Genomic DNA, 19,655 nt, shown 5'->3' on the forward strand with positions numbered 1-19,655 from the left:
TCAGAGCTCGTAGACGTCGCCCTGCGCGGCGAGCTGCAGCGGACCGTCGTAGGCGTCCTTGGCCTCGGCGAGGATCTCCTGCGCGTCGTGCCAGGGCGGCACGTGGGTCACGACGAGCCGCTTGGCCCGCGCGGCGGTGGCCACGTCGCCGGCCTCCTTGCCGGTCAGGTGCAGGCTCGGCGGGTTGTCGTCGCACTCGCGGAAGGACGCCTCGCACAGGAACAGGTCGGCGTCGGCGGCGATGTCCATCAGCGCGTCGGTCGGGCCGGTGTCGCCGCTGTAGGCGAGCACCTTGCCGAACGCGCTCACCCGCAGCCCGTACGCCGGCACCGGGTGGTCGACCTCGTAGGGCTCGATCGTGAACGGGCCGAGCGCGATCGGCTTGGCGTAGACGCGGAAGGAGAACTCCTCGCGCATGCCCGGCTTGCGCGGCAGGTCGTAGGCCTTGGCGAGCCGCTTGGCGGTGCCCTTGGGGCCCCAGACCGGGATCCGCGGCTGGGTGCCGGAGGGGTGGTACTTGCGCAGCACGTAGTAGCTGGTCATGTCGACGCAGTGGTCGGCGTGGAGGTGGCTGATCAGGACCGCGTCCACCTTCAGCGGGTCGACGTAGCGCTGCAGCGTGCCGAGCGCGCCGTTGCCCATGTCGAGCACCAGGCTCCAGGTGCGCAGCGCGTCGGTGGCCTGGACGAGGTAGCAGCTGGCCGGCGAGTCCGGTCCGGGGTAGGACCCGGAGCAGCCCACGACGGTCACCTTGACCGTGTGCTCGGCCGCCTCCGCCGCGGTCTTGAGCAGCGTCGTCTCCGGCGCCACGTCGTCGCTCATGCGAGCCCCCCTGCGAACTGTCCGGCCGCCACCAGCTCGGGGCCGAGGAACCGGCGCCCGATCGTCGCGAACTCCGCCGGGGAGCCCGTCGTCGCGAAGGTGTACGCCGGGGCGCCTCCCGGACGCATCAGGCCACGGTCGGCGAGCATCCGGAAGACGTCCTTGGCGCACTCCTCGGCACTGCTCACCAGGGTCACCTCGTCGCCCATGACGTAGGAGATGACGCCGGTCAGCAGCGGGTAGTGCGTGCAGCCGAGGACCAGGGTGTCGACGCCGAGCTCGGTCAGCGGGTCGAGGTACTCGTGGGCGAGCGCGATCAGCTCGTCGCCACCGGTCACCCCGGCCTCGACGAAGTCGACGAAGCGCGGGCAGGCGCGGGTGGTCAGGTCGACCTGGGGGGCCGCGGCGAAGGCGTCCTCGTAGGCCATCGACTCGGCGGTGGCGCGGGTGCAGATGACGCCGATGCGCTGGTTGCGCGACGCGGCGACGGCACGACGGGCGGCGGGATAGATGACCTCGACGACCGGGACGTCGTAGCGCTCCCGGGCGTCGCGGAGCATCGCGGCCGAGGCGGAGTTGCACGCGATCACCAGCGCCTTGACGCCCTGGTCGACGAGGTGGTCGAGGCACTCGAGGGCGTACTCTCGCACCTCGCCGATCGGCTTGGGGCCGTAGGGCTGGCGGGCGGTGTCGCCGACGTAGGTGATCGACTCGTGCGGCAGCTGGTCGATCACGGAGCGCGCCACGGTCAGCCCACCGAACCCGGAGTCGAAGATCCCGATCGGGGCGTCGACGTCGACGTCGTGGTGGTCCTGGTGCCGCACCCGGCCCAGACTACGGCGTCGGCACCCTCGCGGTCGGCATTCCGGGACCGAGATCACGTCGGAGGCCTATGCTCGACGGGTGACCACCGCGAGCCGACTCGGGCGCGCCAGCGCCGTCGTCCTCTCCCTCGTCCTCGCTCTCCTGCTCAGCGTGCTCACCGGCTGCGGGTCCTCTGCGCCCGAGCCCGCCGCCCCGGTCCAGGCCCGCCAGGCCGCGGCGACGCTCAACGACACCCGGGTCGTCGCGATCTCGCTCGACGGGCTCAACCCCCGTGCGATCACCCAGCTCGGCCCGAGCCGGCTGCCGAACATCTACCGGCTGTTCCGCGAGGGCGCGGGCACGCTCAACGCCCGTGCGCAGGTCGAGCAGACGGTGACCCTGCCCAACCACACGAGCATGGTGACCGGACGGCGCATCGACCGCACCCGCGGCGGCCACGGCGTCACCTGGAACACCGACCTCGCCGGCTCGACGGTGCAGAAGGCCGCCCGGCACGACGTGTCCTCGGTCTTCCGCGTGGTGCACGCGGCCGGCGGCTCGACCTCGCTGTTCTCGACGAAGACGAAGTTCACCCTGTTCACCCGGTCCTGGCCCCGCGACATCGCGCGCACCGTCATCCGCAAGGAGGACGACGCCACGCTGACCACCCTCTTCCGGCGCGACCTGCTCGCCGCCAAGCGCTCCTTCGCCTTCCTGCACCTGGGGCTCGCCGACCAGACCGGGCACGCGAAGGGGTGGCTCAGTCCGTCGTACCTCAACGCGGTGGTCCGGCTCGACCGGCTCGTCGGCGGCGTCATGACGACGATCCGCGGCACGGCCCGGCTGCGCCGCTCGACGGTGGTCATCCTGACCGCCGACCACGGCGGCACGCCCGGCACCAAGGGCCACGACGTGGCGACGCGCTACGACAACTACCGGATCCCGTTCGTGGTGTGGGGCCGCGGCGTCACGCCGGGCAACCTCTACCGGCTCAACGACCCGCGCTACGTCAAGGACCCCGGTACGACGCGCCCGGGCTTCACCGGCGCGCAGCCGGTCCGCAACGGCGACCTCGCCAACCTCGCCACCCGGGTGCTCGGCCTCGGCCCGGTGCCGGGCAGCCTGTGGAACCGCTCCCAGCGGCTCACCTGGCACCGGTGAGCCGGCGACCGGATCAGGGGCGGCGCAGCTCCGCGAGCGTCGGCCACGGGTTGAACCGGCAGCCCTGGGTGCCCTTCGACTGCTGCTGCATCACCGGCGCGAGCGCGCCCCGGCGCGAGCAGGACGCGTGGCCCTTGCCGAGCCAGTGTCCGGTCTCGTGGTTGACGACCATGTGCCGGTAGTCGCGCAGCGAGCGGCCGGCCCGGTTCCACGCCGGCGAGGCGTGCTGCCAGCGCTGCACGTTGATGACCACGTTGCGGCCCACCCGGCACGACCACTGAGCGCTGCACACCGAGGAGAAGCCCGGCACCCGGCCGGCCTCGGAGAGCCACAAGGTGAACGCGCCGCCGGAGGCGACCCGGACGAACCTCACGCCGCGCCCGCGCCAGCCGCGCGGGTCGTCGTAGGTCTGCTGGGCGAGGGTCTTGAACGTCGCCAGGCTCGCCGGCACCCGGCCCTTGGTGCGCACCGAGTAGCGGACCACCCGGCGGGTGTCGACGCGGTGCTTGACGACGCCGAGCTGGACGACGCTGCTGGCCGGCGTCCGGGTCGGGTGGGTGACGCTCACCCGGACCGCCAACCGGTGCCCGACGTCGCCGGGCCGGATGTCGCGGACCCGGGTGGTGTCCCCGGCGAGCGGCTGCCCGTCGCGGTACCACTGGTAGCGCGTGGTCGCCGGCGTCGGGCTCCACCGGCCCGGCGAGACGACGAGGCGGTGGCCGTAGCGGCGCACCCCGCTCACGCTCGGCGCCTGGACCTGGGTGAAGGCCGGGAGGTCGCCGGGCTCCGCGGCGGCCACCGACGGGGTCGGGCCGACCGCCACCAGGCAGCACAGCGCGAGGACGGTTCCGAGGATCCGGGTCATGCCTTCCGAGCCTACGTGGCTCAGGCCCAGAAAGATCAAGCCCAGAGCTGGCCCTCCAGGCGGTCCTCCGCCTGGTCGATGGTGCCCTCGTAGGCGCCGGTCGAGAGGTACTTCCAGCCGCCGTCGGCCACCACGAAGGCGATGTCCGCGGCCTCCCCCGCCTTGGCGGCCTTCGCCGCCTGGCCGAGCGCGGCATGCAGGATCGCGCCGGTGGAGATGCCGGCGAAGATGCCTTCGAGCTCCAGCAGCTCCCGCACGCGTCGTACGGCGTCACGAGGGCCGACCGAGAAGCGGCTGTCGATCAGCTCGGCGTCGTAGAGCTCGGGGACGAAGCCCTCGTCGAGGTTGCGCAGGCCGTAGACGAGCTCGCCGTAGCGGGGCTCGGCGGCGACGATGCGCACCTCCGGCTTGGCACGGCGGAAGAAGCGGGAGACGCCCATCAGCGTGCCGGTCGTGCCCAGGCCCGCGACGAAGTGCGTGATCGAGGGCAGGTCGGCGAGGATCTCGGGCCCGGTGCCCTCCTCGTGCGCGAGGGCGTTGGCCGCGTTGCCGTACTGGTAGAGCATCACCCAGTCGGGGTGCTCGACGGCGATCTGCTTGGCGACGCGCACCGCCTCGTTGGAGCCGCCCGCGGCGGGCGAGGAGACGATCTCCGCGCCCCACATCCGCAGCAGCTGACGGCGCTCCTCGGAGGTGTTCTCCGGCATCACGAAGACGGTGCGGTAGCCCTTGAGCTTGGCCGCCATCGCGATCGAGATGCCAGTGTTGCCCGAGGTGGGCTCCAGGATCGTGCAGCCCGGGCGGAGGGTGCCGTCCTTCTCCGCCTCCTCGATCATCTTCAGCGCCGGGCGGTCCTTGATCGAGCCGGTCGGGTTGCGGTCCTCCAGCTTGGCCCAGATCCGGACCTGCGGGGTGCCGTCGGTGTTGAACGGCGCGGAGAGCCGCGGCAGCCCCACCAGCGGCGTACCGCCGACGGAGGTGAGGAGAGAGTCGAAGCGGGTCACTGGCCGCCGGCGACGGCCGGGAGGATCACGACCTGGTCGCCGTCGGAGAGCTCGGCGTCCAGGCTGCCGATGAAGCGGACGTCCTCGTCGTTGATGTAGACGTTGACGAAGCGGCGCAGCTCGGTGCCGTTGCCCTTGTCCTCGACGAGCCGCTCCTTGATGCCGGGGTGGTTGGCCTCGAGGGAGTCGATGAGCGCGCTCAGCGACGAGCCGTCGGCGTCGACGGCCTTCTCGCCACCGGTGTAGGTGCGCAGGATGGTCGGGATCCGGACCTCGATGGCCATGTCAGCTGCTCTCCTCTGAAGGGATGACGCGGACCTCTTCCTCGGTCACGACGCCGTCGATGATTCTGTACGACCTGAACTCCACCGGGCCCGGGTTATTCCCGTGCTCGCGGGTGCTGACGAGCACGTAGTGGGCTCCCGGCTCGCTCGCCAGGTCGATGTCGGTGACGCTCGGGTAGGCCTCCGTCGCCGAGTGCGAGTGGTAGATCACCACCGGCTCCTCGTCGTTGTCGTCGAGCTCCCGGTAGAGCTGGAAGAGGTCCGTCGAGTCGTACTCGTAGAAGGTCGGGCTGCCCGCGGCGTTCACCATCTCGATGTGCCGGGTCGGGCGGTCGCTGCCGGCCGGGCCCGCCACCATCCCGCACGCCTCCACGGGGTGGTCCCGCTTGGCGTGCGCCACGAGGGCGTCGTACGTCGCCTGGTCGATCGTCAGCACGCCGTCCAGGGTATGGCGTCGGGCCGCCCGGCCCGGAATCGGGCTCACGCCACGGACGTGACACCGATGGCAGGTCGACGTGTGCTCCAGAGCTGCGGCAGGTGTCGCTCGCGGTCGTCCACAGGCGGGAGCCGCCTCCGTTTGGGGCGCGGTCCGCCCAGGGCATCTCGGGAAGCATGACCGGCGAGTGGAGCCCCTGCCTGGCGCGACCCGCACCCATGACGTGGCCCTGTCCCGTCGACCCCTCCGGCGTCGCGGGTCCCACCCGGGGCGAGGCCGCCGGGCCACGGTGGCGGCGGACCAGCCGTGGCCGCTACGTACCGGCCACGGTCGACGGCACCCGACCGGAGCAACGCGTCGTCGAGGCCTACGCCCGCACGGACGGCGCCGGTGCCGTGACCGGTTGGGCGGCGCTCTGGCTCCACGGGGCGGCGTACTTCGACGGCGCCGGGGCACCGGTCCCGCTCGTCGAGGGCCGGCGTCGGCTGCGTTCGACGCCCCAGGTGCGGGTGCTGCGCGCGCTGCTCCCCGACGACCAGGTGCTGACCAGGCGCGGAGTCCGGTGCACCGTGCCGGAGCGGGCGCTGCGCGACCACCTCGCCGGGACCGGCCTGCGGGAGGCGGTGGTCGCGATCGACATGGCGGTCGCGGCCGGAATCACCTCGCGGCGCCGGCTCCGCGGAGTCCTCCCCCGGCGGTGGGAGACCGCCCTGGACCTGGCCGACGAGCACAGTGCCTCGCCCCAGGAGACGCGTCTGCGGCTGGTGTGGCAGCTCGACGCGGGGTGGGCCCGGCCTCTGGTCAACCGCGACGTGCTGGCCGAGGACGGTCGGTTCCTCGGTCGCCCCGACCTGCTCGACGCCGACCGCGGCATCGTCGGTGAGTACGCCGGAGCAGTGCACCGTGACCGGGCCCGCCACCGCCACGACGTACGACGCGAGGACCTCTTCCGCCGCGCCGGTCTGGAGTACGTCGAGGTCGTCGGCGACGACCTCCGCCACCCCGCTCTCGTGGTGGAGCGGATGGAGGCGGCCGCGGCACGAGCCGGACGTCTGCCTCGGCGGTGGCGGTTGGGACCGGCCCCGGTGCCGCTGGACGACCGTCTCGACCACCGCGACGCGATGGACAGGCTCGCCGACGGCGAGTGACACCTCCGGCAGCCCGAACGGCCCTCCGGACCTGCGTCCGGTGTCAGGCGGTGGGGCTGACCGACTTCGCCCGGATCCGCTCCGCCGTCGGCCACCGCACGTCGCGGACCCAGCCGACCTTCTCCAGCAGCCAGATGATCCGGGCGGAGGTGTCGAGCTGGAAGCGCTTCACGCCGTGGCGGGCCGAGGTGGGGTCGGCGTGGTGGAGGTTGTGCCAGGACTCCCCGCCCGACGGGATGGCGAGCCACCACACGTTGCCGGAGAAGTCGCGGGAGGCGAAGGGACGCTCGCCGAGGGTGTGGCAGATGGAGTTGATGGACCACGTGACGTGGTGGATGAGGCCGATCCGGACCACGGTGCCCCAGAAGAACGCGGTGAGCGCGCCCTGCCACGACCACGTCAGCAGCGCGCCGAGCAGCGGCGGCAGGAAGATCGAGGTGAGCACCCACAGCCAGAACAGCCGGGAGATCCGGACCAGGTCGCGGTCCTTGGCGAGGTCGGGGGCGTACTTCTCGATCGGGGTCTGCTCGGGGTCGAAGAGCCAGCCGACGTGCGCCCACACGAAGCCCTTGGTGAGCCCGCGCAGGCTGTTGCCGTAGCGCCACGGCGAGTGCGGGTCGCCGTCCTTGTCGGAGAACTTGTGGTGCTTGCGGTGGTCGGCGACCCAGCGGATCACCGGGCCCTCGACGGCCATCGAGCCGAGCACGGCGAAGGTGATCTTGACCGCGCGGTTGGGCTTGAACGACTTGTGCGTGAAGAGCCGGTGGTAGCCCACGGTGATGCCGTGCAGGGTCAGGCCGTACATCACGAAGGTGATGACGATGTCGCTCCAGCCGAGCCACCCTCCCCAGGCGACGGGGATGGCGGCGAGGAAGGCGATGAACGGCACGGCGATGAACAGCGCGAGCGCGAAGCGCTCGGGCCAGGACTGGTGGTCGCCACTCATCGTGGCGCGCACGGCGACAGGCTCGGGGCGGTCGTCGATCGCGGTCATGCGGAGCTCCCAGCGGCGGCGGTCGTCGGAGACGTTCTGAGGCAAGCCTAAGGCCGCCTGGGGCTCACCCCACCACCCGGTACCGCCGTTCGGGACGCCCCGTCCCGCCGTAGCGCAGGCGGACCTCGGCCGCGCCGGTGTCGACGAAGTGCTCGAGGTAGCGGCGGGCCGTCACCCGGGACAGCCCGACCTCCTCGCCGGCCTCGGAGGCGGAGATGTCGCCGGCCCGGCGCGCGGCCTCCAGCACCAGGTCCGCGGTCTCCGGGCTGAGGCCCTTCGGCAACCCGGTCGGTACGTCGGCCGGCCGGCCGGTCCCGAAGGCCTGGTCGATCGTCGCCTGGTCCACCTCGTCGCTGAGGCTGGCGAGGGTGGCGGCCACCCGACGCAGGCGGTCGGCGAGGTCGTCGTACTCGAAGGGCTTGACGAGGTACTGCAGGGCGCCGCCGTGCAGCGCGGCCCGCACCGAGGCGGAGCCGCGCTCGGCGGTCACCATCACCACGGCGACGTCCTGGCCGGTGCCGCGGAGCCGTTCGAGCACCTCCAGCCCGGAGAAGTCGGGCAGGTGCACGTCGAGGAGCAGGAGGTCGGGGCGCAGCGTGGCGGCCAGGTCGAGCGCCTCGGCACCGCTGCGCGCGGTGCCGACGACCTCGAAGCCCTCGGTCTGCTCGACGAAGCGGGCATGGATCCGGGCCACCATGAAGTCGTCGTCGACGACGAGCACCCGCACCGTCACGAGGCACCATCCTTCCCGAGCCCGGCCCCGAGCGGCAGCACCACCCGGAACTCCGCTCCCCCGCCGCCGCCGGGCTCGGCGTCGTCGACGACCACCTCGCCACCGCGCTGGGTGCAGATGAGCCGGACGAGCGGGAGCCCGATGCCCCGGCCGCCGGGCACCGCCTCCTTGGTGGAGAACCCACGCACGAACACCGCCTCGCGCTGGTCGGGCGCGATGCCGGGCCCGGTGTCGCGGACCCGCAGGTGCACCGCCTCGGTGTCGGCGTGCAGCCACAGCTCGACCGTCGCGGCGGGCCGGCCGGCACAGGCGTCGATGCCGTTGTCGACGAGGTTGCCGAGCACGGCGGTCAGGTCGGCGCCGAGGTCGGCCGGCAGCGCCGGGAGGCGGGAGCCGGGGTCGACCTCCAGGGTGACGCCGCGCTCCTCGGCGACGGCGTGCTTGGCGATGACGAGCGCGGCCACGGCGGGGTCGGCGACCCGCTTGGCGACGTACTCCTCGACCTCGGCACGGCGCCGGGTCAGCGTGCCGACGAGGGCGGCGACCTCGTCGTACTCCCCGAGCTGGACCAGGCCGGAGATCGTGTGCAGCCGGTTGTCGAACTCGTGGGTCTGGGCACGCAGGGTGTCGGTGATGGAGAGGTTCGAGCTGAGCTGGCTCTGCAGGGACACCAGCTCGGTGCGGTCGCGGAGCGTGGTGACCGTGCCGATGCCACGCCCGCCCGCGGAGGCCCGGCCGCGGTTGAAGACCACGACCCGCGAGCCGACGAGCGCGAGCGCGTCGCGGGCGTCGGCGCCCTGGTCGGTGAGGAGCGCGACGACGTGCGGGTCCAGGCCCAGCGCGTCGACCCGCCGGCCGACCGGTTCCGGGCCGCTGTCGAGGCCGAGCGTGGTGCGGGCGGCGTCGTTCATGGCGGTGACCCGGCCGTCCGTCCCGACCCCGACCACGCCCTCGCGGATGGCGTGCAGCAGCGCCTCGCGGTGGTCGGCGAGGCTGGCGAGCTCGGTGGTGCCGAGCCCCCGCGTCGAGCGTCGTACGACGCGGGCCACGACCCACGTGCCGGCGAGACCGAGCAGCGCGCCCAGCCCCAGGAACAGCCCGAGGTCGGGTGCGGCCTGGGCGAGCTGGTCGGCCAGCGTGGGGTACTCCACCTCGGACGTCACGATCGCCAGCAGCGTGCCGTCCTCGGCCGAGATGACCGGCGCGTGCGCGGCGACGACGCGGTGCCCGTCGCGGGCGATGTCGCCGCTCCAGCCGCGGCCCCGCAGCGCGTCGCTGGCGCCGAGCACGGCCCGCTCGCCGACGCGGCTCGGGTCGGTCGCCGCCAGCACCCGGCCCTCCGCCGAGACGATGGTGACCTCGGACGCCTCGTAGAAGTCCACGCCGTAGACGACGTAGATCTCCAGCGCGCGCGGCAGGCTGCTCGCCGAGATCGTCCCGTCGCGCGCCGACTGGAGCGGGTCCCTCACCTGCGGGAGGGCGGCGACGTACTCCGCGGAGTTGCGCATCTGCGCGCCGCTCTCGTCCGCGAAGTCCTCGGTGGACTGGCGGATGCTCAGCACGCCGACCGCGACCAGGAGCGTCGCGATCACGACGAGCTGCAGGAGCAGCACCTTGGCCGCGAGCGTCAGCTCACCGCGGCGGAACGGCGACCACAACGACCACAACCTCCTTTGCGTCCGCAAGCGTGACGGGCGCCACAGCCTGCCGCAATGCTGGCACGGTTCGCACGTGACGGCGGTCACGACCTGATCCGGAGGTTCCTCCATGAAACGCCTACTGGCGCTCATCACCGTGCTGGCACTCACCGTGCTGGCCGCCGGCTGCGGGGTCACCCGCGGCTCCGACGACCCCGACAAGCGGCGGCTGCGGATGTTCATCCCCAACAGCCCCGGTGGTGGCTACGACCTCACCGGCCGGGCCGCGGCCCGCGCGATGCAGGAGAACCACCTGACCGGCCGCTTCGAGATCCGCAACGTGCTCGGCGCGAGCGGCACCGTGGCGATGCAGCGGCTGCTCAACGAGAAGGGCAACGACGACCTGATGATGCTGATGGGCCTCGGCGTCGTCGGCGCGGTCTACACCAACAAGTCCGAGGCGACGCCGCTGAAGATGACCCCGATCGCCCGCCTGGTCGAGGAGCAGGAGGGCATCCTGGTGCCGGCCGACTCCCCCTTCAAGACCGTCGACGACCTGGCCGCGGCGTGGCGGAAGGACCCCGGCGGCGTCGTCGTCGGTGGCGGCTCCAGCCCCGGCGGACCCGACCACCTCTTCCCGATGCAGCTCGCGGACACGCTCGGCATCGACCCGAAGAAGGTCAACTACATCTCCTACGACGGCGGCGGGCCGCTCACCACCGCGCTCCTGGGCTCGAAGATCGACGTCGGCATGTCGGGCCTCGGTGAGTTCGAGGCGCAGATCGCGGAGGGCAAGCTGCGCGTCCTCGCCGTCTCCGGGGAGAAGCGGCTCGAGGACATCGACGCGCCGACCCTCACCGAGGCCGGTGTCGACCTGGTCTTCACCAACTGGCGCGGCGTGCTCGCCCCACCCGACATCAGCGACGAGCAGCGCGACTACCTGACCGGCGTGCTCACCGAGATGCACGGCACGAAGGAGTGGAAGGAAGCGCTCGCCGACAACGGCTGGACCGACAACTTCGCGACGGGCAAGGAGTTCGAGGACTTCCTCGTCGAGCAGGACACCCGCGTCGCCGACACCCTGAAGGAGCTGGGATTCGCATGAGCACCACCGCCCCCACCACCGAGCCCCGGCTGGTCGACAAGGCGCAGTACGGCCTCGCCGCCTTCCTGGTCCTCGTCGGCGGGTACGTCGTCTACGACGGCTCGACCCTCGAGAACGGCTTCAACGACCAGCACGTGCAGCCCTGGGCGCTGCCCTACACGGTCGGTGGCGCGCTGCTGCTGCTCGGCGTGCTGCTCGCGATCGCCACCGCCCGCGGTGACCGGCCCGAGGCCGAGGAGGGCGAGGACGTCGACCTCACCCAGGGCACCGACCTGCGCACGATCGGCCTGCTGGTGGCCGTGCTGGTCGCCAACATGCTGCTCATCGACTTCCTCGGCTGGGCGATCACCGGTGCCCTGCTGTTCGCCGGCACGACGTACGTCCTCGGCAGCCGGACGTGGGTGCGCAACCTCGCGATCGGCGCCGCCCTCTCGGTCGGGACCTGGTACGGCTTCTACGTCGCCCTGGGCCTGCCGATCCCCGCCGGCATCCTGGACGGAGTGCTCTGATGGACCTGCTGCTCGACGGCTTCCAGACCGCCCTCACCCCCGAGAACCTGCTGTTCGCGCTGATCGGCGTGCTGCTCGGCACCGCCGTCGGCGTGCTGCCCGGCATCGGTCCGGCCATGGCGCTGGCCCTGCTGCTGCCGGTGACCTACAGCGTCGGGGTGGACAGCGCGATCATCATGTTCGCCGGCATCTACTACGGCGGGATGTACGGCGGGTCGACGACCTCGATCCTGCTCAACACACCCGGCGAGTCCTCCTCGGTCATCACGGCCATCGAGGGCAACAAGATGGCCAAGTCCGGGCGGGCCGCCCAGGCCCTCGCCACCGCCGCGATCGGCTCCTTCGTGGCCGGCACGATCGGCACGGTGCTGCTGTGGGTGCTCGTCCCCCGCGTCGCCGACGTCGTGGTCCAGCTGGGCGCACCGTCGTACTTCGCGGTGATGGTGCTGGCCTTCTTCGCCGTCACCATGGTGCTCGGCTCCTCGAAGCTGCGCGGCTTCATCTCGCTCTTCCTCGGCCTGACCATCGCCCTCGTCGGCACGGCCACCGGGCAGGCGCGGATCACCTTCGGCAACGCCCAGCTCGCCGACGGCATCGACGTGGTCGTCGTCGCGGTCGGCATCTTCGCGATCGGCGAGGCGCTGTGGGTCGCCGCGCACCTGCGTCGCAAGCCGCTCGAGATCATCCCCGTGGGCCAGCCCTGGATGAGCCGCGCCGACTGGGGGCGGTCGTGGAAGCCGTGGCTGCGCGGCACGGCGCTGGGGTTCCCCTTCGGCGCCGTGCCGGCCGGGGGCGCGGAGGTGCCGACCTTCCTGTCCTACGCCGCGGAGCAGAAGCTCTCCAAGCACCCCGGGGAGTTCGGCAAGGGCGCCATCGAGGGCGTCGCCGGCCCGGAGGCCGCCAACAACGCCTCGGCCGCCGGCACCCTGCTCCCGCTGCTGACCCTCGGCCTGCCCACGACCGCGACCGCGACGATCATGCTGGTGGCGCTGCAGTCCTACGGCATCCAGCCCGGGCCGCAGCTGCTCGACAACGAGCCCGGCCTGGTCTGGGGCCTGCTCGCCAGCCTGGTCATCGCCAACGCGCTGCTGCTGGTGATCAACCTGCCGATGGCGCCGCTGTGGGCCAAGCTGCTGCAGATCCCCCGGCCGCAGCTGTACGCCGGCATCCTGTTCTTCGCCACGCTCGGCGCCTACACCGCGAACTTCTCCGCCTTCGACCTCGGCCTGCTCGTGCTGCTCGGCCTGCTGGGCCTGGCGATGCGGCGCTTCGGGCTGCCGGTGCTGCCGCTGATCGTCGGTGTCATCCTGGGCCCGGCGATGGAGCTCCAGCTCACCCAGGCGTTGCAGATCTCCCAGGGCGAGGTGAGCACGCTGTGGAGCGAGCCGGTGGCGAAGGCCGTCTACGCGGTGATCGCGCTGATGCTGGTCGCCATGGTGGTCGGCGCCGTACGCCGACGGACCTCGCCGGCCGCTCCCACCACGACCGACGACGAGAAGGAGCTGGTGAACCGATGAGCATCGTGGTCGCCTACAGCGCCGACCGCTACGGCGCGGCGGCACTGGAGCACGCCGCCGACCTGGCCCGCAAGGACGGCACCCGCCTGGTCGTCGTCAACGCCACCCTCGGCGGCAAGCTGGTCGACAGCCGGTTCGCGCAGGACGCGGAGATCGTGGCCCTGCACGACCGGCTGGCCGCGGAGGGGCTCGACGTCGTCGTACGCCACGAGATGGTGGACGACGTCGCCGACGCCGTGGTCGCGGTGGCCGACGAGGAGCGGGCCACCCTCGTGGTGGTCGGCATCCGGCACCGCACGCCGGTCGGCAAGCTGTTGCTCGGCAGCGTCGCTCAGCGGATCATCCTCGAGGCGCACTGCCCGGTGCTGGCGGTCAAGCCTGCGTCCTGACCAGGGTCTCCTGGATGAAGGCGAGCCACTCGAAGATGTGGTGGGCCTGGGCGCGCGGGTCCTCGTCGGGCAGGGCGTACCAGTAGTCCTCGTCGCCCTCCTCGACGCCGAGCCGGGTGCCGAGCGCGAGCCGCAGGTCGGTGAGCGCGCGCAGCCAGACCAGGGCGGTGGCAGCGTCCAGCTCGACGTCGATGGTGAGGTCCTCCTCGGGCGGCTCGGGCGGCAGCCCGGCCTCCTCGAGGACGTCGATGACGGTGCCGGCGGCACGGGCCTTGCCGTCGCGCAGGCCGCCCTCGGTGAACCGGCGGAACTCCGCGGCCGACTCGTCGTCGTCGCGGTAGGCGTTGGGGAAGAGCCGGCGCAGCACCGGGTCCTCGGGCTCGGTGGTCGGCCCGGAGAAGTCGAGCAGCGCCTCCAGCGGGTCCCGGTCGGTGGCGACCACCGCGGACTCGTTGTGCAGCAGCTCGACCAGCTGGGCGGCCAGCGAGCGCAGCAGGTCGGCCTCGAAGACCGAGAAGGTCGCGATGGCGCGCTTGCTGCGCCGGTGCCGGACGAAGCCGGTCGTCGGAGAGGTCATCGGCTCACTCGGTCTTCGACAGGGTCGCCCACAGGCCGTACTCGTGCATCGCCTGCACGTCGCGCTCCATCTCCTCGCGACTGCCGGTGCTGACGGCCGACCTCCCGTCCTCGTGGACCTCCATCATCAGCTTCTCGGCCTTGCGCTTGTCGTAGCCGAAGTGCTTCTGGAAGACGAACGAGACGTACGACATCAGGTTGACCGGGTCGTTCCACACCACCGTCACCCAGGGGGTGTCGGCGAGCGTGATGCCCTCCGGGATGAGGTCCTGCTGGACCCCCGGATCGGTCGTCTCCGGGCTCGCGGTCGTCACGGCTCCATGGTGGCACAGCGCTCGCGCGCGCTCACGAGCACCACTTCTCGGCGAGCGTGGTCACCACCTTGAAGTTGCGGTTGGTCGCGACGACCCGCAGCGCCTTCTCGGTCTTGTAGGGGTCCACCCCGCCGGCCTCGTAGCCCGGCCCGAGCAGCACGTGCGCGGCGCGGCCGCGCACCACGATCGCGTTCACCTCGTCGCTGCGCGCCTCCACCTCCGCGACGAGGGCCGGGTCCGGCTCGTCCTTGAGCAGGTAGACGTAGTGCCGCTCCAGGTCCGGGCGCTCCTCGGTCAGCTCCCGGGCGTCGGCGGCGATCGCGACCAGCTCGGCCGGGGTGTAGACGATGGTCGGGACCTCGAAGCCGGCCCGCTCGGCGTAGGCCCGCTCCAGCGCCGCGGTCACCTTCGCGGGCGAGCGCATCGTGCTGGTCAGCCGGACGTTGCCGGTGTTGATGTGGGTGAGCACGTCCGTGCCGCCCGCGGCCTCGGTCGCGGCCACGATGTCGGCCTTGGGGAACTTGCGGGTGGGCCCGAGGTTGATGGCGCGGAGGAAGGCCACGTAGGTCGGCATGGGCCCATTGTGGCCTGCACCACGGACACGTGACATTACATAGGTTTCCGATGTAAAGTGGGACGACGTGAGCACCCCCGACACCGAGCACCTGAGCGGCGACCTGACCGTCCAGGCCGCCCGCCTCGTCCGGTTGGTACGACGCGAGCACGCACCGTCCGCCGGCACCCGGGTGCTCTCGATCCTCGACGAGCTCGGCCCGCTCGGCGTCTCCGCGCTGGCCCAGGTCGACCGCTGCTCGCAGCCGACGATGACCGGCCTGGTCCACCAGCTCGTGGACCAGGGCTGGGTCACCAAGGAGCCGAACCCCACAGACGCGCGCGGCAGCCTGGTCGTCCTCACCGACGCCGGGCGCGCCGAGCTGCGCCGGATCCGCCGGCTCAGCGCGGCGCTCGTGTCGGAGCGCCTCGCCCGTCGTACCGACCTCACCCCCGACGACCTCGCGACCGCCGTGGCCGTGCTCCAGGCCGTCGTCGAAACCCCGGAAGGAATTGCGTGACCGCCACCCTGTCCACCGAAGCCCCCAGCGACTCCGGCTCGTTCCTCAAGCAGCCCCGCGCCGTGTGGGCCGTCGCCTTCGCCTGCGTGATCGCCTTCATGGGCATCGGGCTCGTCGACCCGATCCTCAAGGAGATCGCGGCCAAGCTCGAGGCCACGCCCAGCCAGGTGTCGCTGCTGTTCACCAGCTACATGGCCGTCATGGGCGTCGCGATGCTGGTCACCGGTGTCGTCTCCAGCCGCATCGGAGCCAAGAAGACCCTGCTGCTCGGGCTCTTCCTCATCATCGTCTTCGCCGGCCTGGCCGGGATGTCCGGCTCGGTCGGCGCCGTGATCGGCTTCCGCGCCGGCTGGGGCCTGGGCAACGCGCTGTTCATCGCGACCGCGCTGTCGACGATCGTGAGCGCCTCCAAGGGCTCGCTCGCGCAGGCGATCATCCTGTTCGAGGCCGCACTGGGCCTCGGCATCGCCTCCGGCCCGCTCGTGGGCGGCCTGCTCGGCGAGCGCTCCTGGCGCGGGCCCTTCTTCGGCGTCTCGGTGCTGATGACGATCGCGCTGGTCGCGACCGCGATCTTCCTGCCGGCGACCCCGCCCGCCGCCCGTCGTACGACGCTGGCGGACCCCTTCCGCGCCCTGCGGCACCCCGCGCTGGCCGTGATCGCCGCGGTCGCGGTCTGCTACAACCTCGGCTTCTTCTCCCTGCTCGCCGCCGGGCCGTTCGCGCTCCCGGGCTCCACGATCATGCAGATCGGCTGGATCTTCTTCGGCTGGGGCCTGCTGCTGGCCTTCACCTCGGTCGTCGCGGCGCCGTGGGTGCAGCGCCACCTGGGCACCGTGCCCGCGCTGATCGGCGCGCTCGCGCTGTTCGCCCTCGACCTGCTGCTGATGGCCCTGGGCGCGGACACCAGCACCGTGGTCATCGTCGGCATCGTCGTCGCCGGCGCCTTCCTCGGCGTCATCAACACCCTGGTCACCGAGGCCGTGATGGGCGCGGCGCCGGTCGAGCGACCGGTGGCGTCCGCGGCGTACTCCTTCGTCCGCTTCACCGGTGGCGCCGTCGGCCCGTACGTCGCGCTCAAGCTCGCCGAGCACCAGGGCGCCGCGGCGCCGTTCTGGTTCGGCGGGATCGCCGTGGCGGTCGGCGTCGTCGTGCTGGCGCTGGGCGCCCGGACGATCACCACGGCCCTGCACGGCGCACCGGCCCCGCACTCCCCGGCGGAGGCCCAGGCCGAGGCCCTGGGCGACCTCAGCTGAGGATCAGGCAGCTGCTGGAGGCGTAGGCCACCAGCTTGTCGCGGCCGTCGTACAGCTTCGCCTCGGCGAGAGCGGTACGGCGGCCGCGCTGCATCACGGTCCCGACCGCGCGCAGCCGGCCGGAGTCCACGGTGACCGCCTTGAGGAACTTCACGGTCAGGTCGAGCGAGGTGTAGCCCTCCCCCACGGCGAGCGTGGAGTGCACCGCACAGCCGCAGGCGGAGTCGAGCAGGGTCGCGAAGACGCCGCCGTGCATGCTGCCGATCGGGTTGTAGTGGCGCAGCTGGGGGTCGAGCTCGAAGATCGCCGTCCCGCGCTCGGGGACGTCGAAGCCCACGAAGCCGAGGGTCTCGGCGATGGGCGCCGCCGGCAGCCGGCCGTCGAGCATGGCGTGGAGCTGCTCGAAGCCGTCCATCGCGCTCGGGTCGATCTGGGTCTGGATCGCGGACTCAGTCATGGGCTCATCAGACCAGCGCCAGGCTGGGTCTGTCAATGAGACCTAGATCGCCTATGCTGGTCCCATGTCCACGCCGCCGGCCCTCGCCTGGTCCGTCGAGAACTGCACCCTCGGCCGCACCATGGCGATCCTCGGCGAGCGCTGGACCGTGATCGTGCTGCGCGAGGTCTTCCTCGGCGTACGACGCTTCGACGACATCCGCCGCCACGCCGGCATCCCGCGCCAGGTGCTCTCCTCACGGCTCGCCACGCTCGTGGAGCACGACATCCTCGCCAAGGTGCCCTACCGCGACGACGGCGCCCGGACCCGCCACGAGTACCGGCTCACCGCCAAGGGCCTCGAGCTGCAGCCCGTCCTGCTGGCGATCGCCGCCTGGGGCGACCGCCACCTCGCCGACCCGGGCGGTCCGCCGACCACCTTCGTGCACCGCGACGGCTGCGAGGAGGAGGTGCACGTCGAGGTGCACTGTGCCGGCGGGCACCGGGTCACCGACCCGCGCGAGGTCGCGACCCGGCCGGGCCCGGGCGTGCGCCCCTTCGCGGGCTAGGACGACTTCCGCACCGACCACTCGCGGATCCGGTCGATCCGCTTGCGCAGCTGCTCGGCGTTCGCGACCGCGGCGGCCGGTCCCCCGCACTCCTTGCGCAGCGCCGCATGGGTGATCCCGTGCGCCTGGCCGGTGCGGTGGTTCCACGACGCGACCAGGCCGTTGAGCTCACGGCGCAGCACGGCGAGGTGCTCGTGGGTGGTGACGTCGGCGAGGCTGTCGGCGGGGCGCTCCTCGACCTCCGCCCGGGGCTTGGTACGACGGCGGTCCTCCTGCCGCTGGCGCAGCAGCGAGCGCATCTGGTCGGGCTCCAGCAGGCCGGGGATGCCGAGGAAGTCCATCTCCTCCTCCGAGCCCACGTGCACCTCGCCCTCGTGGCCGAACTGCGCGCCGTCGTAGAGCGCGTGGTCGAAGCGGGCCTCGGAGCCGAGCGCCTCGAAGGGCAGCGCGTCCAGCTCGTCGGAGGCCGCCTCCCCGGCGTTGGCCTGGTTCATCAGGTCCTGCTCGGCCGCGAAGATGTCGCCCTCGTCGGTGACCTTGCGGCCGAGCACGTGGTCGCGCTGGACCTCCAGCTCGGCGGCGTAGGTCAGCAGGCCGGGCACCGAGGGCAGGAAGACCGAGGCGATCTCGCCGCGGGTCCGGGCCCGCACGAAGCGGCCCACGGCCTGGGCGAAGAACAGCGGGGTCGAGGTGGTGGTCGCCCACACCCCGACCGCCAGCCGCGGGACGTCGACCCCCTCGGACACCATCCGGACCGCGACCATCCAACGGCTGTCGTCGGCGCTGAAGGCGGAGATCTTCTTCGAGGCGGCCTTCTCGTCCGACAGCACGACGGTCGCGGACTCGCCGGTGATCTGCTTGAGCGTCTTGGCGTAGGCCCGCGCGGAGTCCTGGTCGGTCGCGATCACCAGGCCGCCCGCGTCCGGGACGTGGCGGCGCACCTCGGAGAGGCGCTTGTCGGCGGCCTGCAGCACCGAGGGGATCCAGGAGCCCTGCGGGTCGAGCGCGGTGCGCAGCGCCTGGGAGGTCATGTCCTTGGTCAGCGGCTCGCCGAGCGAGGCGGCCACCTCGTCGCCGGCCCGGGTGCGCCAGCTCATCTGGCCCGAGTAGGCGAGGAAGAGCACAGGCCGCACGACGTGGTCGGCGAGCGCCTCGGCGTAGCCGTAGGTGTAGTCGGCCACCGAGGTCGGCACGCCGTCCTCGCCGGGCGCGTAGGTGACGAACGGGATCGGGTTGACGTCGGAGCGGAACGGCGTGCCGGTCAGCGCCAGCCGGCGGGCGGCGGGCTCGAACGCCTCGCGCACGCCCTCGCCCCAGCTCAGCGAGTCACCGGCGTGGTGCACCTCGTCGAGGATGACCAGGGTGCGGAAGCGCTCGGTGCGGATCCGCATGGCCAGCGGGTTGACGCCCACACCGGCGTAGGTCACCGCGACGCCGACGTAGTCGCTGGAGATCTTGCCGGCCCCCGCGGAGTACGTCGGGTCGACCGGGATCCCGGCCCGCGCCGCCGCCTCGGCCCACTGCAGCTTGAGGTGCTCGGTGGGCGCGACGATGACCAGCCGGTCCACGACCCGGCGGCCGATCAGCTCGGCGGCGACCGTCAGCGCGAAGGTCGTCTTGCCGGCGCCGGGGGTCGCCACGGCGAGGAAGTCGCGAGGGTTGCGGGCAAGGTAGTCCTGGAGCGCGGCGCTCTGCCAGGCACGCAGCGACGGCGCCGTGCCCCAGGCTGCCCGCTCCGGCCACGCCGGACCGAGCGAGGTCATGCGTCGGGACCGGCCCCGTCGTTGTCGTCGGACATCGACTCCCAGACTTCCTTGCAGTCCGGGCAGACCGGGAACTTCTCCGGAGCGCGGCTCGGCACCCAGACCTTGCCGCACAGCGCCACCACGGGCGTGCCCATGACCATCGCCTCGGTGAGCTTGTCCTTGTCCACGAAGTGCGAGAACCGCTCGTGGTCGCCCTCGTCGGTCGGGACGGTACGGCGGTCCTCGCGGACGTCCGTGTCTGTCGAGAAGCCGATCGTGGTC

At 72.3% G+C, this 19,655-nt stretch carries 24 protein-coding genes; 9 read left to right on the forward strand and 15 right to left on the reverse strand.

The features are described from left to right. Window positions 1-822, reverse strand: a complete 822-nt coding sequence (locus tag MRBLML1_RS08485; RefSeq protein ID WP_364514230.1) for an MBL fold metallo-hydrolase — start codon at window positions 820-822, stop codon at window positions 1-3. Further along, window positions 819-1,646, reverse strand: coding sequence for a glutamate racemase (murI, locus tag MRBLML1_RS08490; protein ID WP_364514233.1), 828 nt, complete (start codon window positions 1,644-1,646; stop codon window positions 819-821). The genes MRBLML1_RS08485 and murI overlap by 4 nt, the downstream gene beginning before the upstream one ends. Before the next feature lie 79 nt (window positions 1,647-1,725). Between murI and MRBLML1_RS08495 the strand changes: the two genes are divergently transcribed. Next, the gene (locus tag MRBLML1_RS08495; RefSeq protein ID WP_364514236.1) at window positions 1,726-2,787 is read left to right on the forward strand and encodes an alkaline phosphatase family protein; all 1,062 of its coding nucleotides are present in this window, start codon (window positions 1,726-1,728) and stop codon (window positions 2,785-2,787) included. Window positions 2,788-2,800: 13 nt separating this feature from the next. Here the strand turns inward: MRBLML1_RS08495 and MRBLML1_RS08500 are convergent, their stop codons facing one another. From MRBLML1_RS08500 to MRBLML1_RS08515, 4 genes are read right to left on the reverse strand one after another with little or no spacing between them, the layout of a single operon-like run. Next, window positions 2,801-3,652 carry a DUF3152 domain-containing protein gene (locus MRBLML1_RS08500; protein WP_364514239.1) on the reverse strand — a complete coding sequence of 284 codons (852 nt, stop codon included), beginning with the start codon at window positions 3,650-3,652 and terminating at the stop codon, window positions 2,801-2,803. 35 nt (window positions 3,653-3,687) lie between these two features. Then, entirely contained in the window at window positions 3,688-4,656 is a 969-nt protein-coding gene (locus tag MRBLML1_RS08505) for a PLP-dependent cysteine synthase family protein (RefSeq protein WP_364514241.1), read from the reverse strand. Then, window positions 4,653-4,940 carry a MoaD/ThiS family protein gene (locus tag MRBLML1_RS08510; protein ID WP_364514244.1) on the reverse strand — a complete coding sequence of 96 codons (288 nt, stop codon included), beginning with the start codon at window positions 4,938-4,940 and terminating at the stop codon, window positions 4,653-4,655. The genes MRBLML1_RS08505 and MRBLML1_RS08510 overlap by 4 nt, the downstream gene beginning before the upstream one ends. A 1-nt stretch (window position 4,941) precedes the next feature. Continuing rightward, window positions 4,942-5,376 carry a M67 family metallopeptidase gene (locus MRBLML1_RS08515; RefSeq protein WP_364514247.1) on the reverse strand — a complete coding sequence of 145 codons (435 nt, stop codon included), beginning with the start codon at window positions 5,374-5,376 and terminating at the stop codon, window positions 4,942-4,944. Window positions 5,377-5,594: 218 nt separating this feature from the next. On the opposite strand from MRBLML1_RS08515, the gene MRBLML1_RS08520 reads away from it, so the two are divergent. Further along, complete coding sequence (locus tag MRBLML1_RS08520; protein ID WP_364514250.1) at window positions 5,595-6,524, forward strand: hypothetical protein; 930 nt, start codon at window positions 5,595-5,597, stop codon at window positions 6,522-6,524. A 43-nt stretch (window positions 6,525-6,567) separates the two neighbouring features. On the opposite strand, the gene MRBLML1_RS08525 is transcribed toward MRBLML1_RS08520, so the two are convergent. The 3 genes from MRBLML1_RS08525 to MRBLML1_RS08535 form a co-directional block, all read right to left on the reverse strand. Beyond that, the gene (locus tag MRBLML1_RS08525) at window positions 6,568-7,518 is read right to left on the reverse strand and encodes an acyl-CoA desaturase (RefSeq protein ID WP_364514254.1); all 951 of its coding nucleotides are present in this window, start codon (window positions 7,516-7,518) and stop codon (window positions 6,568-6,570) included. Window positions 7,519-7,582: 64 nt separating this feature from the next. Continuing rightward, window positions 7,583-8,251, reverse strand: coding sequence for a response regulator (locus MRBLML1_RS08530; RefSeq protein WP_364514256.1), 669 nt, complete (start codon window positions 8,249-8,251; stop codon window positions 7,583-7,585). Then, the gene (locus MRBLML1_RS08535; RefSeq protein WP_364514259.1) at window positions 8,248-9,909 is read right to left on the reverse strand and encodes a sensor histidine kinase; all 1,662 of its coding nucleotides are present in this window, start codon (window positions 9,907-9,909) and stop codon (window positions 8,248-8,250) included. The genes MRBLML1_RS08530 and MRBLML1_RS08535 overlap by 4 nt, the downstream gene beginning before the upstream one ends. A 109-nt stretch (window positions 9,910-10,018) precedes the next feature. Between MRBLML1_RS08535 and MRBLML1_RS08540 the strand changes: the two genes are divergently transcribed. Genes MRBLML1_RS08540 through MRBLML1_RS08555 form a run of 4 tightly spaced genes read left to right on the forward strand, consistent with a single transcriptional unit; the run spans window position 10,019 to window position 13,408 of the window. Continuing rightward, entirely contained in the window at window positions 10,019-10,993 is a 975-nt protein-coding gene (locus MRBLML1_RS08540; protein ID WP_364514261.1) for a Bug family tripartite tricarboxylate transporter substrate binding protein, read from the forward strand. Further along, on the forward strand, window positions 10,990-11,502 hold the full coding sequence (locus tag MRBLML1_RS08545) for a tripartite tricarboxylate transporter TctB family protein (RefSeq protein ID WP_364514263.1): 513 nt from the start codon (window positions 10,990-10,992) through the stop codon (window positions 11,500-11,502). The genes MRBLML1_RS08540 and MRBLML1_RS08545 overlap by 4 nt, the downstream gene beginning before the upstream one ends. Continuing rightward, a complete protein-coding gene (locus tag MRBLML1_RS08550) occupies window positions 11,502-13,019 on the forward strand; it encodes a tripartite tricarboxylate transporter permease (protein ID WP_364514266.1) in 1,518 nt (505 codons plus the stop codon). Before MRBLML1_RS08545 ends, MRBLML1_RS08550 begins: the two co-directional genes overlap by 1 nt. Beyond that, window positions 13,016-13,408: a universal stress protein gene (locus tag MRBLML1_RS08555; protein ID WP_364514269.1), complete on the forward strand. Its 393-nt coding sequence runs from the start codon at window positions 13,016-13,018 to the stop codon at window positions 13,406-13,408. Before MRBLML1_RS08550 ends, MRBLML1_RS08555 begins: the two co-directional genes overlap by 4 nt. On the opposite strand, the gene MRBLML1_RS08560 is transcribed toward MRBLML1_RS08555, so the two are convergent. From MRBLML1_RS08560 to MRBLML1_RS08570, 3 genes are read right to left on the reverse strand one after another with little or no spacing between them, the layout of a single operon-like run. Continuing rightward, a complete protein-coding gene (locus MRBLML1_RS08560; RefSeq protein ID WP_364514272.1) occupies window positions 13,392-13,985 on the reverse strand; it encodes a DUF2017 domain-containing protein in 594 nt (197 codons plus the stop codon). The two genes, MRBLML1_RS08555 and MRBLML1_RS08560, sit on opposite strands and share 17 nt — an antisense overlap. A gap of 4 nt (window positions 13,986-13,989) precedes the next feature. Further along, window positions 13,990-14,298: an ATP-dependent Clp protease adapter ClpS gene (gene clpS / locus MRBLML1_RS08565; RefSeq protein WP_414691234.1), complete on the reverse strand. Its 309-nt coding sequence runs from the start codon at window positions 14,296-14,298 to the stop codon at window positions 13,990-13,992. A 31-nt stretch (window positions 14,299-14,329) separates the two neighbouring features. After that, on the reverse strand, window positions 14,330-14,872 hold the full coding sequence (locus MRBLML1_RS08570; RefSeq protein ID WP_364514275.1) for a DUF1697 domain-containing protein: 543 nt from the start codon (window positions 14,870-14,872) through the stop codon (window positions 14,330-14,332). 67 nt (window positions 14,873-14,939) lie between these two features. Here MRBLML1_RS08570 and MRBLML1_RS08575 point away from each other — a divergent pair, with 67 nt between their 5' ends. Both MRBLML1_RS08575 and MRBLML1_RS08580 read left to right on the forward strand, forming a co-directional pair. Next, the gene (locus MRBLML1_RS08575; RefSeq protein WP_364514278.1) at window positions 14,940-15,371 is read left to right on the forward strand and encodes a MarR family winged helix-turn-helix transcriptional regulator; all 432 of its coding nucleotides are present in this window, start codon (window positions 14,940-14,942) and stop codon (window positions 15,369-15,371) included. After that, window positions 15,368-16,624, forward strand: coding sequence for an MFS transporter (locus MRBLML1_RS08580; RefSeq protein WP_364514281.1), 1,257 nt, complete (start codon window positions 15,368-15,370; stop codon window positions 16,622-16,624). The genes MRBLML1_RS08575 and MRBLML1_RS08580 overlap by 4 nt, the downstream gene beginning before the upstream one ends. On the opposite strand, the gene MRBLML1_RS08585 is transcribed toward MRBLML1_RS08580, so the two are convergent. After that, the gene (locus MRBLML1_RS08585; protein WP_364514283.1) at window positions 16,617-17,081 is read right to left on the reverse strand and encodes a PaaI family thioesterase; all 465 of its coding nucleotides are present in this window, start codon (window positions 17,079-17,081) and stop codon (window positions 16,617-16,619) included. The genes MRBLML1_RS08580 and MRBLML1_RS08585 overlap by 8 nt on opposite strands. Window positions 17,082-17,145: 64 nt before the next feature. On the opposite strand from MRBLML1_RS08585, the gene MRBLML1_RS08590 reads away from it, so the two are divergent. After that, complete coding sequence (locus tag MRBLML1_RS08590) at window positions 17,146-17,628, forward strand: winged helix-turn-helix transcriptional regulator (protein WP_364514287.1); 483 nt, start codon at window positions 17,146-17,148, stop codon at window positions 17,626-17,628. Here MRBLML1_RS08590 and MRBLML1_RS08595 read toward each other — a convergent pair. Next, entirely contained in the window at window positions 17,625-19,391 is a 1,767-nt protein-coding gene (locus MRBLML1_RS08595) for a DEAD/DEAH box helicase (RefSeq protein ID WP_364514290.1), read from the reverse strand. The two genes, MRBLML1_RS08590 and MRBLML1_RS08595, sit on opposite strands and share 4 nt — an antisense overlap. Beyond that, a complete protein-coding gene (locus MRBLML1_RS08600; RefSeq protein ID WP_364515625.1) occupies window positions 19,388-19,648 on the reverse strand; it encodes a DUF3039 domain-containing protein in 261 nt (86 codons plus the stop codon). The genes MRBLML1_RS08595 and MRBLML1_RS08600 overlap by 4 nt, the downstream gene beginning before the upstream one ends. Window positions 19,649-19,655 lie beyond the last annotated feature (7 nt).

Source organism: Nocardioides sp. LML1-1-1.1 (assembly GCF_040676175.1).
Lineage (GTDB): Bacteria > Actinomycetota > Actinomycetes > Propionibacteriales > Nocardioidaceae > Nocardioides.